The 13,800-nt window shown below is 64.0% G+C and carries 11 protein-coding genes; all 11 read left to right on the top strand.

What is annotated here, in order from left to right:
- The 11 genes from ACWHTU_RS14595 (at position 1) to ACWHTU_RS14545 (ending at position 13,793) form a co-directional block, all read left to right on the top strand.
- Positions 1-1,128, top strand: a complete 1,128-nt coding sequence (locus tag ACWHTU_RS14595) for a glycosyltransferase family 4 protein (protein ID WP_447860113.1) — start codon at positions 1-3, stop codon at positions 1,126-1,128.
- A complete protein-coding gene (gene asnB, locus ACWHTU_RS14590) occupies positions 1,113-2,984 on the top strand; it encodes an asparagine synthase (glutamine-hydrolyzing) (RefSeq protein ID WP_447860112.1) in 1,872 nt (623 codons plus the stop codon). The genes ACWHTU_RS14595 and asnB (ACWHTU_RS14590) overlap by 16 nt, the downstream gene beginning before the upstream one ends.
- 13 nt (positions 2,985-2,997) lie before the next feature.
- Positions 2,998-3,357 carry a hypothetical protein gene (locus tag ACWHTU_RS14585; RefSeq protein ID WP_447860111.1) on the top strand — a complete coding sequence of 120 codons (360 nt, stop codon included), beginning with the start codon at positions 2,998-3,000 and terminating at the stop codon, positions 3,355-3,357.
- A gap of 15 nt (positions 3,358-3,372) precedes the next feature.
- Positions 3,373-3,984, top strand: a complete 612-nt coding sequence (locus ACWHTU_RS14580; RefSeq protein WP_447860110.1) for a class I SAM-dependent methyltransferase — start codon at positions 3,373-3,375, stop codon at positions 3,982-3,984.
- Positions 3,981-5,180 (top strand): glycosyltransferase family 4 protein, encoded by a 1,200-nt coding sequence (locus ACWHTU_RS14575; RefSeq protein ID WP_447860109.1) that lies wholly within the window; start codon positions 3,981-3,983, stop codon positions 5,178-5,180. The genes ACWHTU_RS14580 and ACWHTU_RS14575 overlap by 4 nt, the downstream gene beginning before the upstream one ends.
- Positions 5,181-5,551: 371 nt before the next feature.
- Positions 5,552-6,070, top strand: coding sequence for a class I SAM-dependent methyltransferase (locus ACWHTU_RS14570; protein ID WP_447863373.1), 519 nt, complete (start codon positions 5,552-5,554; stop codon positions 6,068-6,070).
- Positions 6,071-6,111: 41 nt separating this feature from the next.
- Positions 6,112-8,055, top strand: a complete 1,944-nt coding sequence (gene asnB / locus ACWHTU_RS14565; protein WP_447863372.1) for an asparagine synthase (glutamine-hydrolyzing) — start codon at positions 6,112-6,114, stop codon at positions 8,053-8,055.
- Between the two features lie 46 nt (positions 8,056-8,101).
- On the top strand, positions 8,102-8,833 hold the full coding sequence (locus tag ACWHTU_RS14560; protein ID WP_447863371.1) for a class I SAM-dependent methyltransferase: 732 nt from the start codon (positions 8,102-8,104) through the stop codon (positions 8,831-8,833).
- A 4-nt stretch (positions 8,834-8,837) separates the two neighbouring features.
- Positions 8,838-11,054, top strand: coding sequence for a bi-domain-containing oxidoreductase (locus tag ACWHTU_RS14555; protein ID WP_447860108.1), 2,217 nt, complete (start codon positions 8,838-8,840; stop codon positions 11,052-11,054).
- Positions 11,051-12,121, top strand: a complete 1,071-nt coding sequence (gene wecB / locus ACWHTU_RS14550; RefSeq protein ID WP_447860107.1) for a non-hydrolyzing UDP-N-acetylglucosamine 2-epimerase — start codon at positions 11,051-11,053, stop codon at positions 12,119-12,121. Before ACWHTU_RS14555 ends, wecB begins: the two co-directional genes overlap by 4 nt.
- Positions 12,122-12,287: 166 nt before the next feature.
- On the top strand, positions 12,288-13,793 hold the full coding sequence (locus ACWHTU_RS14545) for a heparinase II/III family protein (protein WP_447860106.1): 1,506 nt from the start codon (positions 12,288-12,290) through the stop codon (positions 13,791-13,793).
- Positions 13,794-13,800 lie beyond the last annotated feature (7 nt).

The following is a 13,800-nucleotide window of genomic DNA, read 5'->3' as shown; positions in this document are numbered from 1 at the left end:
ATGCTATCGAAGCCGAATCGTGGTGCCGACTCGAGGCGGATCCACTGGTTCTGCTGGCAGCCAACGCCCTACAACGATTTCTTGTTCCGTCGGATTGCGCAGGAGGTACCGCTCGTCGTGCACTTTCGCGAGAGGGTGCTCCCGTCTCATCCATGGAAGACACCGCTGGGTGAGGGATATCCGGCCGGCTTTTACAGAAAGCGCTTTGGCCTCGATTGGTCGGTCATTGGGTTGCCGTTTCAGGATCCGTCGAGCCTGTATGTTGTCGCCGGGTGGGATCATCCGACCGCGTGGGTGCTGCTCTCGCTGCTTCGGCTGTTGCAGCGGAGGTACGCGATCTGGACGGACACCCCGCATCTTGCCGCGACCCGACATCCGTTCAAGGCAGCGGCGCGAAAAGCGGCGCTGCGCTGGTGGTTTCAAGGAGCGCTGGCCCTCATGGGAACAGGCCGTCCTGGGTTGAGAGCCCTGGAGGAGATGGGCGCGCCTGTCGACAAGTTAATTGATTTTCCTTTTTGGGTTGATCTGGACGCGTATCGGCCGGGGCGTGAGCTGCACGGGACAGACGGGCCTGTTCAGTTGTTGTCCGTCGGGCGCGTCGACAATTCAGTCAAAGGACACGACATCGCCATTAGGGCGCTTGCCCAGGTTCGACGGGAATGTCCGGCTTTGAAGTGGCGGTACGAGATCGCCGGGAGCGGACCTGATATAGGTAGGCTGCAGGCGCTGGTGAAGTCGCTGGGCTTGGAGGACCGCGTGCATTTTTTGGGATGGGTTGAGCCCCAGGATCTGATTCTTGCCTACCAACGAAGCCATGTACTCCTGCACCCGTCCCCCGTACACGATCCGTTCCCGAACGCGATTCTCGAAGGCATGGCGGCTGGTCTCTGTGTGTTTGCGTCGGACGCCTGTGGGGCTGCACTCGATCGCATCGAACACGGAGTCAACGGGTTTCTGCACCGAGCTGGAGACGCCGACGAGTTGGCCGCGCAACTTCCGTCAGTGCTTCGAGAACCCGGAAAGCTCATCGAAGTGGGACGTCGGGCACGCGCTACGGCGGAGGAGTGGCCGGTTGAGCGCGGCCTGGCGACGATCAAACGGCTGCTGGCCTCATGTGCGGAATCCTAGGGATCGCGTCACGAGAGCCAATTGCCGACCGTAGGTGGCTCATCGCGGGTCGGGAGGCCCTGCGTCACCGCGGGCCTGACGATGCGGGGGAGTGGTGGTCGCCGGATGGCCGAGTGGGGCTGGGTCACCGGCGGCTGGCGATCCTGGACCTCTCGCCAGCGGGCCGCCAGCCAATGGCGGATGTCGCCGGGGAGCTTCAGATCGTCTTTAACGGTGAGATCTACAATTTTCGCGAAGTGCGCGGCGAACTGGAGCCGAGAGGTCACCGCTTTCGCTCGCAGACAGATACGGAGGTTATCCTCGCGGCGTATCGCGAGTGGGGGACGGATTGCCTCTCTCGTCTGAATGGCATGTTCGCCTTCGCCCTCTACGACGCTCCACGTCGGCAGCTCTTTCTGGCTCGGGACCGGGCGGGCGAGAAGCCGCTGTATTACTCCATCGCGAATGGGGCGTTGAGGTTCGCGTCGGAACTCAAGGCGCTCCTGGCTGATCCGCGGTTCCCGCGCCGTCTGAATCCGGAGGCCCTGGACTGTTACCTGGCGTTCGGTTTCGTGCCGGGGGACCGATGCATCCTGCGCGGGGTGCGGAAGCTCCCGCCGGCGCACGCGCTCGTCTTCGACCTGGAGACCGGGACGGCGCGCGTGTGGCGTTATTGGGATCTGCCGCGGGTGTTCGAGCCGGACGGTCGGCGCCTCGACGACGCGGCACTCGCGGATGAGCTGGAGGAACTGCTGGCGGATGCAGTGCGACGGCAACTCGTCGCCGATGTGCCCGTGGGGGTTCTGCTGAGCGGCGGGATGGATTCCAGCCTGGTCGCCGCGATGGCCGTTCGGGGGAATCGCAAGGTCAAGACCTTTACCGTCCGCTTCCCCGGATATGGCCCCTATGATGAGACGGAGCACGCCCGCTTGGTGGCCCGCCACTTCGGGACCGAGCACGTCGAACTCGACGCGACCGAGGCGACGCCGGAGCTACTCCCGCGGCTGGCGCGCCAGTTCGACGAGCCCGTCGTGGATTCCTCTATGATCCCGACATCCCTCCTCTGTCGCGTGGTGCGAGAGCACTGTACCGTCGCGCTCGGGGGGGATGGCGGGGATGAGCTGTTCGCGGGCTACGTCCACTACCCTCGGCTGGTGCGCCTCGACCGGTATGCCGGCTGGATGCCGCTGCTGCTCCGGCGCACCGTAGCCGCCGCGGCGACCGTCGCCCTGCCGGTGGGGGTCAAGGGACGGAACTGGCTTCAGGCGGTCGGGGCCGACTTCGAGCGCGGCGTTCCCCTCATCGCGACGTATTTCGACCGACGGACGCGGGCGCGGCTACTCGATGGCGCCGTGGGGACATGGCCGCTCGTCGCGGAGCAGGTCCGACGGGAGGTGGTCCGTCCGGAGGGCGATCTGGTCGAACGCGCGACGCGCGCGGATTTTCGCCTCTACCTGGCCGAGGACATCCTGGTGAAGGTGGACCGTGCGAGCATGCTCCACTCGCTCGAGGTCCGGTCCCCCTTTCTGGACTACCGGATCGTCGAGTTTGCCTTCAGAAAGGTACCGTCCCATCTCAAGGCCAATGGGCAAGGCCGCAAACTCCTGCTCAAGCGGCTCGCGGCGTGTGTTCTTCCTTCAGGCTTCGATACCGAGCGCAAGCAGGGGTTCAGCATCCCGCTCGCCTCCTGGCTACGCTCGGGCCCGTGGCTCGAGTGTTTCCGCCAGGCACTTTTGGATACCAAGGACAGCCTGTTCGACCGCCGTTGCCTGGAAGAACTGCTCGACGGCCAGGCACGAGGGCGCTCGAACAGCGAGCGGCTGTTTGCCTTGGTCCTCTTTGAGCTCTGGCGCCGGGAGTACGGCGTCACCCTGTGAGGGACTGAGATCCGTGCGGCGCGAGATCGTTGACTTGCTTCGGTGTCCCGCAAGCGGCAGCCGGCTGAAGGTGGAGGCGCGGGAGACACAGGGTGAGGAAATTGTATCCGGCTTCTTGATCGCCGAGGACACGGGACAGCGGTATCCGATTGTCGCGGGCATTCCTCGATTCGTTCCCCCGGGGAGCTATGCTGAAACCTTTGGCTTTCAGTGGCGCACGTTTGCGAGCACCCAGCTCGACAGTGTCTCTGGGCACCCCATCTCGGCTGAACGGTTCTGGCGAGCGACGGCATGGAGTCCCGGCGAACTTCGGGGTCAGTGGGTGCTCGACGTGGGCTGTGGGGCCGGACGGTTTGCCGAGGTCGTCCTTTAGACGGGGGCCAAGGTCGTGGCGATCGATGCCAGCATAGCGGTCGATGCGTGTTATGCCAACCTTCGAGCGGCTGGCTCGGTCTCGGTGATCCAAGCTGACTGCTTCTCTCTGCCGTTTCGTCGCGGGGCCTTCCCGTTCGTCTATTGCCTGGGCGTGTTGCAGCATACACCGGACCCCCAGACGGCATTTGCGGCGATTGCGGAGATGGTCGCCCCCGGGGGACGGCTGTGTGTGGACGTGTATGAGAGGTCGTGGAAAACGTGGGTCCATCCGAAGTACTGGCTACGGCCGCTGACGACGCGCTTGGACCGAGATCGCCTGTTTCGTTTGCTCGTCGCGGTCGTGCCGTCGCTGCGGCGGGTCAGTTCGCAGGTGGGCCGCGTCCCTTTGATCGGGAAAGCGCTGCGGCGCCTCATTCCGGTAGCGAATTACGAAGGGGTCTATCCGTTGGGCCCGGAGCAACTCGACGAATGGGCGCTGCTGGACACCTTCGACTGGCTGTCGCCGCGGTATGATCGTCCCCAGACCGCGGCGGTGTTGCGTGCCTGGTTCGAAAAGGCACGCTTCGAAGATATCGAGATCGCTCGAGCCGGCCACCTCGTCGGGCGAGGTCGTAGACCCGCATGATCGTCGGCATCGATGCGTCGAACATCCGTGACGGAGGCGGATTGAGCCATCTGAAAGAACTGCTCGCTGCGGCAATCCCGCTGAAACAGGGTGTCGACAGGGTATTGGTGTGGGGTGAGCGAACCACGCTCGACGAGCTTCCCGAAGCTCCCTGGCTCAGTAAGCAGCACGAGCCGTGGCTGGATCGGAGCCTGCGGTATCGTGTTCTCTGGCAACGATGGCAGCTTCCGCGGCTGGCTCGCCAGGCTGGCTGTACGATGCTGTTCTGCCCCGGGGGGCTCGCGCCGACCGGGTTCAGACCTGTCGTGACGATGTGCCGAAACCTGTTGCCGTTCGAGTGGCGCGAGATGCGGCGTTACGGCATGTCATGGCTGTTCTTCCGGCTGTTGTTGCTGCGGTGGGCTCAGGCAACTTCGTTCCGACAGGCAGATGGAGTGATTTTCCTGACGCGCTATGCCGAGGAGCGGGTGCGGCTGATCGTCGGGACGATGACTGGGGCGTCAGTGGTCATTCCCCATGGCGTGAGCGAGCGTTTTTTCTGCAAGCCGCGCCCGCCGCACCTGGTGATACGCGGGAGCCAATGCCCTTCGTTTCGGATCCTCTACGTTTCCATCATTGATGTGTACAAGCATCAGTGGCACGTCGCCGCAGCGGTAGCCCGGCTTCGGCGGGAAGGCCTGCCGGTCACGCTCGAGCTGGTTGGACCGGCCTATCGTCCGGCGCTTCGGCACCTAGAAGCGACCGTCCGGCAAATCGACCCGACGGGGGAGTGTATCCACTATCGCGGTTTTGTCCGGTACGACCAGCTCCCGTCCGTTTATCAGGAGGCGGATCTGTTCGTTTTCGCCTCCAGCTGCGAGAACCTGCCGAATATCCTGCTCGAAAGCATGGCCGCCGGGCTGCCGATCGCCTGTTCGAACCGAGGTCCCATGCCCGAGGTCCTGGGCGAGGCAGGAGTGTACTTCGACCCGGAGGATCCTGAAGATATCGCGCGGGCGCTCAGAGAGCTCATCGAATCGCCCGAGCTGAGGGGCGAGAAGGCACACATGGCTTTCGAGCGCGCACTGCAGTACTCGTGGCGGCGTTGCGCCGACGAGACGTTCGCGTTCCTGGCGAGCGTCGCGAACGGGGCACGATCGCGGGTCGCTCGGAACGCGAGGCGCAGTGTAAGGGAGGCAGGCGTCTCCGAGCGATAGATCGGCGGTTAGCTGTGAAGCATCAACGGAGTAAAGCTGAACCACTTGGTCGATTAAATTTTGACCCACCTGGGTGTTAGGAAGGCGACTTTTGGGGCCGCCATGCTGACTCAGGAGAACCAAGTGGAAATAGAGTAATTTGGGAACATCGCTTGTACATGTCTTTAATCGAAGTAGTGGATCGAGCACTTTATCCGAGGTTTGTCGACCACTGGGACGATTGGCTTTTTCGTGAGCGGGTGATCGAGGTCATTCGACATCTTAAGGTCCAGGAAATTCTTGATCTAGGTGCAGGTTCCGGGAGATTGGCGCAGATGAACTTTCGCGGTCAGGTTCGGTAGGTTGCCGGTGTCGATCCGGATCCGAGGGTTCTGACGAACCCTTACCTGGATGAAGCTCGTATTGGTCGTGGCGAGAAAATTCCTTATCCTGCGGCAACGTTCGATCTCGTGATCGCGAACAACGTTCTGGAACATTTGCCGGAGCCAGTAGACGTTTTTCGCGAAGTGAAGCGCGTTCTTCGGCCGGGAGGGTATTTTCTTGCGAAGACGCCGAACAGTTGGCATTACGTAACCATCGCTGCCCGGCTCACGCCGCACAAGTTTCATCGGTGGTTCAACGCCAGGCGTGGTCGAAGCGAGGAGGAAACTTATCCAACTATGTATCGAGCGAATCGGCCCTCTACGATCAGGCGTCTTGCGGATACCGCCGGTCTCAAGGTGGAACAGCTTGAACTCATCGAAGGACGCCCGGAATACCTACGCTTCAGTTTCCTACCGTACGCTGTCGGCGCTGTGTATGAGCGTTTGGTGAATCGATTTGTGGCATTGCGCGATTTCCGGGTGCTGTTGCTCGTCGCGCTGCGGAGGCCTCCCACTGGTTTTTTATAGGCCATTTTGATCACCTGGTAATATTGTCGAAAGAAAGGCGGATGTGCGGCATTGTCGGATGGTCCGGGATGGTTGAGCCGGGCAAGCTCAGCGAGGCCGTGCGCCTGCTGGCCCATCGGGGGCCGGACGACGAGGGCCTCTGGTGGGACGAGCGGGCGTGCGTGGGGCTCGGCCACCGGCGGCTCGCGATCATTGATCTTTCGCCGGCGGCGCGCCAGCCGATGTGGGATGCCACGGGGCAGGTGGCGGTTGTCTTCAACGGGGAGATTTACAACTACCGGGAGCTCCGCCAGGAGCTGCTCGCCCGAGGGTTCGCCTTCCGCAGTCAGTCGGACACCGAGGTGCTGCTCCATCTCTACCTCGCCTGTGGCGTGGAGATGCTGCCGCGCCTCAACGGTATCTTCGCCTTCGCTCTGTGGGATGCGCGCGATCGGTCGCTGTTCGTCGCTCGCGATGCGCTGGGTGTGAAACCCCTGTACTACGCTGCCTGGCCGATGGGCGTGGCCTTCGCCAGCGAGATCAAGGCGCTCCTGCCCCTCCTGCCGGATCCGGGCGAGCTGGACATCGAGGCGTTGCACCGGTACCTCGCCTTCCTCTGGTGCCCGGGGGAAGGGACACCCTTAAAGGCTGTGCGGAAGCTGGGCCCGGGCGAGGCGATGATCGTCCGCGACGGCCGGATCCACCACCGCTGGATGTGGTACCGGCTGCCGGTCTTTCGCGGGCTGAGCGAGCGGGAGATGACCGCCGATGACGCCGTCGCCCGCGTGCGCGAGGCCGTCCGCCAGGCCGTGCAGCGCCAGATGGTCGCGGATGTGCCGGTGGGGGCCTTTCTCTCGGGCGGGCTCGACTCGAGCACGGTGGTGACGTTCGCACGGGAGGTGGACCCTGGGCTGCGCGGTTTCACCATCGAGCTTGTGGGTGGCCAGGAAGAGGGCACGGCTGACGACCTCCCCTATGCCCGAGCGGTGGCCCGTCACCTGGGGGTCGCACTCGAGGTCGTAACGGTCGATGCGGGCCGGATGGCTGGCGACCTGGAACGGATGGTGGCGCAGCTCGACGAGCCGCTCGCGGATCCGGCACCACTCAACGTCCTCTACATCAGCCGCCTGGCGCGCGAGCACGGGATGAAAGTCCTGCTCTCCGGGGCTGGGGGAGACGATCTCTTCACTGGATACCGCCGGCACTGGGCCCTTCATACGGAACGCTGGTGGCGGGGCCTGCCGCGGGCCGTGCGGCAGGGGCTCGAACGAGTGAGCGCCCACCTGGACCAGCGCCGGGCCGCCTTCCGGCGGCTGGCTCGGCTGTTGAACGGGGCGAGCCTCGACGGCGACGCGCGGATCGCGCGTTACTTTCTCTGGCTGCGGGAGGCCGAGTTGAGACGTTTGTACACGCCGGACGTGCGGGCGGCGCTCGACGGCGCCGAGGCGTGGGCGCCCCTGCTCGATTTTCTCGAGCCGCTGTCCGAAGGGGTCAAGCCGCTCGAACGGATGCTTGCCCTGGAGCAACGGTTCTTCCTGGGCGACCACAACCTCCTCTACACCGACAAGATGTCCATGGCCGCGGGAGTCGAGGTGCGGGTGCCGTTCCTAGACCTCGAGCTGGTGGACCTTGCGGCGCAGATTCCTTTGCGCTTCAAACAGCGCGGCCGCACGGGCAAATGGGTGCTCAAGCACGCCATGGCCAGCGACCTGCCGGCCGAGGTCCTCTCCCGGCCCAAGACGGGCTTCGGGGCGCCCCTGCGGCGCTGGCTCCAGCGCGAGCTGCGTCCGCTCCTTTATGACGTCTTGTCGCCAGAGAGCCTCAAGCGGCGTGGGCTCTTCGATGCTCGTGCGGTGCAGGCGCTGCTCCAGGCGCACGAGGGCGGGCGCCTCGATGCGGCGTACACGCTGCTCGCCCTCCTGTGTGTCGAGCTCTGGTGTCGCGCGTTTCTTGATGGCTCTTCGCATGGACTCCGCAACGAGCGACCGCAAGCGGCACGTCTCTGAGTTCTGAAATCGGGCTTCCTGCGGGGAGGCACTCTACCTCGCCGGCCTGGATCGGGCGGATTACGAGGCGCAGGCACGCGCTCGCTACGAGCTGGAGCCGTATATCCGGGAGTTCGCGCGGTTCGAGGAGACGCGCGGGCTACGGATTCTGGAGATCGGCGTGGGACTCGGAGCGGATCATCAACGCTTCGCGGAGGCCGGCGCCGACTCTATAGGCATCGACCTCACCCCGCGGGCGATCGCGCACACTCGGCAGCGGCTGGCTCTCTTCGGCCTGACGTCCAAGCTCGCGGTGGGCGACGCTGAGGCCCTGTGCTTTCCCGATGCGTGGTTCGACCTCGTTTACTCGTGGGGAGTCCTGCACCATACTCCCGACACGCCAAGGGCGATCGCCGAGGTGTGGCGGGTGCTGAAACCCGGCGGCTGCGCCCGCATCATGCTGTACCATAAGTGGAGCCTCGTCGGCTTCATGCTCTGGCTGCGCTACGCGGTGCTGGCACTGCGACCGTGGCGGTCATTGCAGTATGTCTATGCACACTACCTCGAAAGTCCGGGGACAAAAGCCTACTCTGTGGCGGAGGTGCGCCAGCTCTTCTCTGCGTTCCGCGACGTGCAGATGCGCATCATCCTCACGCACGGGGACCTCTTGGCCTCGAACGTCGGACAGCGGCACCGGGGTGCACTCCTCTCGGTCGCCCGCAGGCTCTGGCCACGCTGGTTCTTCACGCGCTGTTGCCGCCGTCTGGGTCTCTTTCTTGTGATCGAGGCGAGGAAGTAGCGGGGTGAAGCAGGTACTCCAGTCCCTCAAGACCGGCGCCATCGAGGTAGCCGAGGTGCCCTGCCCAGCGGTGTCGCCCGGCAAGGTCTTGATCCGCACCAGGCGCTCGCTCATTTCCCCCGGCACCGAACGGATGCTCGTCGAGTTTGGCCGAGCCGGCTGGATTGAGAAGATTCGCCAACAGCCGGAGAAGGTCCGCCAGGTCCTCGACAAGATCCGGACCGACGGACTCCTGGCCACGATCGAAGCGGTGCAGCGCAAACTCGATCAGCCTGTGGCCCTGGGGTACAGCAACGTCGGCGTGGTCGAGGCCGTGGGCGAGGGCGTCACGTGGCTTGTGCCGGGAGACCGTGTCGTGTCGAACGGTCCGCACGCCGAGCTGGTGTGCGTGCCCCACACCCTCTGTGCCAAGGTGCCTGACACTGTTTCCGATGAAGAGGCCGCCTTTGCCGTGCTGGGGGCTATTGCGCTCGAGAGCCTCCGGTTGGCGCAGCCGACCTTAGGCGAGGTGGTGGCGGTGATTGGGCTTGGCGTCATCGGCTTGCTCGCGGGGCAACTGCTCCAGGCCCATGGCTGCCGCGTGTTAGGCCTCGACCTGGATCCTCGGAAATTAGACCTCGCACGTCAGTTTGGCTTCGAACCGGTGGATCTTGCTGCTGGGGCGGATCCCCTCCTCGCGGCGCAGCGACTCTCGCGAGGCCACGGGATCGACGCCGCGATTGTGGCAGCGGCCACCCGCTCGAGCGAGCCGCTCCATCAGGCTGCCCGCCTATGCCGCAAGCGAGGACGCATCGTGCTCGTCGGTGTCACCGGCATGCAACTTTCGCGTACCGACTTCTATGACAAAGAATTGAGCTTTGCCGTGTCCTGTTCCTATGGTCCTGGGCGCTATGATCCCCAGTACGAAGATCGGGGCCAGGACTACCCGGTCGGATTTGTGCGGTGGACGGCCCAGCGGAACATCGAGGCGGTGTTGGACCAATTGGCTGCTCGGCGTCTGACGGTTGCCCCGCTCATTTCCCACCGGTTTGCGATGCATGATGCGCCAGCCGCCTACGAGCAGTTGACGCAGGCGCCGGCTCCTTTGGGCATCCTCTTCACCTATCCTGAGGATTCTTCCTGTGGTCCGGAGTGCGACCGACGCACCGTTTATCTTCAGCTATCGCCTTCATCCGTTAAGACTCCTACGGCCGGCTCGAGCCAGTCCCCCACGGGCGACGGTCGCGCGGTCGTCCTGCAGGAACCAGTCGTGGGATTCATCGGGGCGGGCACCTACGGAGCCGGGGTATTGATGCCCGCGTTTCGCGCCGCCGGTGCTCGGGTGGAGGTGGTGGCCAGTCGCACTGGCCTGCACGCGGTACACGCCGGTCGCCGACATCAGTGTCGCCGCGCGACGACGGATGTCGAGGCGCTCATCAACGACCCGGCCATCAATACGGTGGTCATCGCGACCCGGCATGACAGTCATGCGGCTTTGGTCTGCCAAGCGCTCCGGGCCGGCAAACATGTGTTTGTTGAGAAGCCGCTGTGTGTGACCCGCGAGGAACTCCAGACTATCGAAACGGTGTATGCCTCAGGTCGTGTCTCTTCTACCTCCTCCCCGCTGTTGATGGTAGGGTTCAACCGGCGATTTGCGCCTCATGTGCGCCGCATGCGCGCCCTGCTGGCTGCAGTTTCGGCGCCAAAAAGTGTGGTGATTACGGTCAATGCGGGGATGGTGCCGGCGACACACTGGACGCTGGACCCCGTCCTCGGCGGTGGCCGCGTGGTGGGGGAGGCATGTCACTTTGTCGACCTGCTGCGCTACGTGATCGGTGCCTCCATTCGGACCGCCCAGGCCGCGCCATTGGCTGGGTCGGCTGGTCCGACGGATCAGGACCAGGCCACGCTGACGCTGTCCTTTGCGGACGGCTCGCTGGGCACGATCCATTATTTCACCAATGGCCATCGGTCCTTTCCGAAAGAGCGGCTGGAAGTGTTTTGTGGCGGTCGGGTTTTAGTCCTCGACAATTTCCGCCGGCTGCGGGGCTATGGGTGGCCCAACTTCCGCCGCTTCTCCACATGGCGACAGGACAAGGGACAGGCAGCGTGTGTGGCCGCGTTTCTTGAGGCGATCCGCCAGGGCGGGCCTGCCCCCATTCCCCTTGACGAACTGCTCGAAGTCAGTCGCGTCACCATCGACCTCGCGGCACACGTCGCGGCCTCTGTCGAGCGCCGATGAAGCTTCTTCACGTGGTGGGCGCCCGGCCCAATTTTATGAAGCTCGCTCCGGTGTATTCGGCGCTTCGTCGCTCTGCTCATGTCGAGCAAACCGTGGTCCATACCGGCCAGCATTACGATGCGGGCATGTCGGCGGTCTTTTTCCGCGATCTGGGGCTGCCCGTTCCCGATCTCAATCTTGAAGTCGGATCGGGCACACACGCGCAGCAGACCGCAGCCATTCTGAGCCGACTGGAACCGGTGGTGCAGGAACACAAGCCCGACTGGGTGGTGGTGTACGGCGATGTCAATTCCACGATGGCTGCCGCGCTGGTCTGCGCCAAACTGCTGGTGCCGGTGGCCCATGTCGAGGCAGGTCTCCGTTCAGGCGACCGGACCATGCCCGAGGAGATCAACCGCGTGGTCACCGATCAACTCGCCGAGCTGCTTTTCACCCCCTCGGCAGACGCCGATGCCAATTTGGTGAAGGAGGGTATCGCTCCCGCGCGCATTCACTTAGTCGGCAATGTGATGATCGATTCGTTGGTTCGCATCGATCGACAGACGGCCAGTCGGCCCGACGGCCTCCCTCCTCGCTACCTGTTGGTCACCTTGCACCGGCCGTCGAATGTCGATCACGACGAGCGGCTCCGCGGCCTCATGGCGGCTTTGCACGAAGTGAGCGAATGGATTCCCGTGATCTTTCCTGTGCATCCTCGCACCAAGGCCCGGCTTGCTTGGGCGGGGCTCGACCGAGCTGACGGGGCGCGTCTGATCTTCTGCGATCCCTTACCCTATATCGAGTTCGTTCGTCTGGAGCGTCATGCCACCATGGTCGTGACCGATTCCGGAGGCGTCCAAGAGGAAACCACGTTCTTTCAGGTCCCGTGTTTGACGCTGCGCGACAATACCGAACGGCCGGTGACGGTGACGATGGGCACGAATCGGGTGATTGGCGCTGATCCCGCGCGGTTGGTGGCTGCCGTGGGAGAGCTGCTGAACGGGCACCGCCCGACGGGAAAGATTCCGCCGCTGTGGGATGGTCGGGCCGGTGAACGGATTGCCGCGGTCTTGATCCAGACCGCTTGAGCGCTGACCGAGGGCAATCGCTCGTGACATGGATCTGTCACTTCGCACGCTCGCTCTCTACTGGCATACCGTTCGCCATCTGAGGCTTCGGCAAATTCTGGCTCGCCTGTGGATGCACGTGCCTCGGCCACGACCGGCACCCGGTCCAGTTCCCGGCCTTCGTCGGATGACCACGTGGGTTCCGCCCATCGCGCAGGCACCCTGTCTCATCGGTCCGACGACCTTTCGCCTGCTCAATGAAACCGACGATCTGGACCGCGTGGGCTGGGACGGTCCGCCGTTGTCGCGCCTCTGGCGCTATCACCAACACTATTTTGATGATCTCCGTGCGGTTGACGCAGACCAGCGGGCAAGCTGGCATGAACGGCTTCTGCTTCGCTGGGTTGAGGAGAATCCTCCTGGGAAAGGTGTGGGTTGGGAGTCCTATCCCACGGCGCGGCGGATTGTCAATTGGATCAAGTGGGCCCTGGCCGGGCATCGGTTGCCCCCGGCGTGTCTTGCCAGTCTGGCCGTGCAGGCGCGCTGGCTCCGCCGCCGGCTCGAGTACCACTTGCTGGGCAATCATCTTCTGGCGGATGCCAAGGCCCTGATCTTCGCCGGCTCGTTTCTTGAGGGCCCCGAGGCCGATCGATGGAGGACCATTGGCCTCCGGCTGTTAGGCGAGGAAGTCGCTGAGCAGATTTTGGCCGACGGAGGGCACATTGAGAGAAGTCCGATGTATCAGGCACTGGTCATGGAAGATTTACTCGATATTCAGAATGTGTTACAAGCCAGCCGCGCCGGCTCCCGTGGATGGGGCAGCCTTCGACTGGAGGAGACGGTCCGCCGGATGATGGCCTGGTTGGCGACGATGACCCATCCTGATGGCGACATCGCGTTCTTCAACGATGCCGCCATCGGCATGGCGCCTTCCTACCGCGAGTTGGCTGCTTATGCGACACGCCTCGGTTTCGCTCCTGCCGACCCCCCTCGACAGTTGGTGCAGTCGCTCCCCGTGTCGGGCTATGTGCGCCTCGCCCATAATCAGGCGACCGTGTTGCTCGACGTCGCGCCGCTGGGACCCGATTACCTGTTGGGCCATGCGCATGCCGATACGCTCTCCTTCGAACTCTCGGTGGGCCGGCAGCGCGTGCTCGTCAATTCCGGCACGTCGTGTTATGGCGAAAGCGCGGAGCGGGTGCGGCAACGGGGGACAGCCGCGCACAATACGGTCGTGATCGACGGCGAGAACTCGTCGGAAGTGTGGAAAGGCTTTCGTGTGGCCCGTCGCGCCTATCCGATCGGCCTCACCATCGAGGAACGGGGGACGCAGGTCTCCGTTGCCTGTGCGCATACCGGGTATGGATGGTTGCCAGGGCGGCCGCGGCATCGGCGACACTGGCGGTTTCAGCCTGGGAGCCTCGATGTCTGCGACACGGTGGAGGGGCAGTTCGGCGTAGCCGACGCTCGGTTTCACTGGCATCCCTCGTGGACCCTGACGGGCACGGCGCGCGAGGGAGTCGCCGTGGCTCAGGCCGGGGCCGGGGGGCGGGTGAAGTGGATTGTCGAAGACGGAGATCCCCGGATCGAGCCGTCGAGTTATCATCCACGGTTCGGCGTCACGGAGTCCAACCACTGTTTGGTCGTGCGACTGATTCAAGGCCGGAGTCGCGTGCGATTTCTCTGGAGTTGATCGTCGC

Source organism: Nitrospira calida (assembly GCF_976986435.1).
The sequence above is the reverse complement of the archived record's forward strand: the minus strand, read 5'-3'. Positions and strand labels throughout refer to the sequence as shown.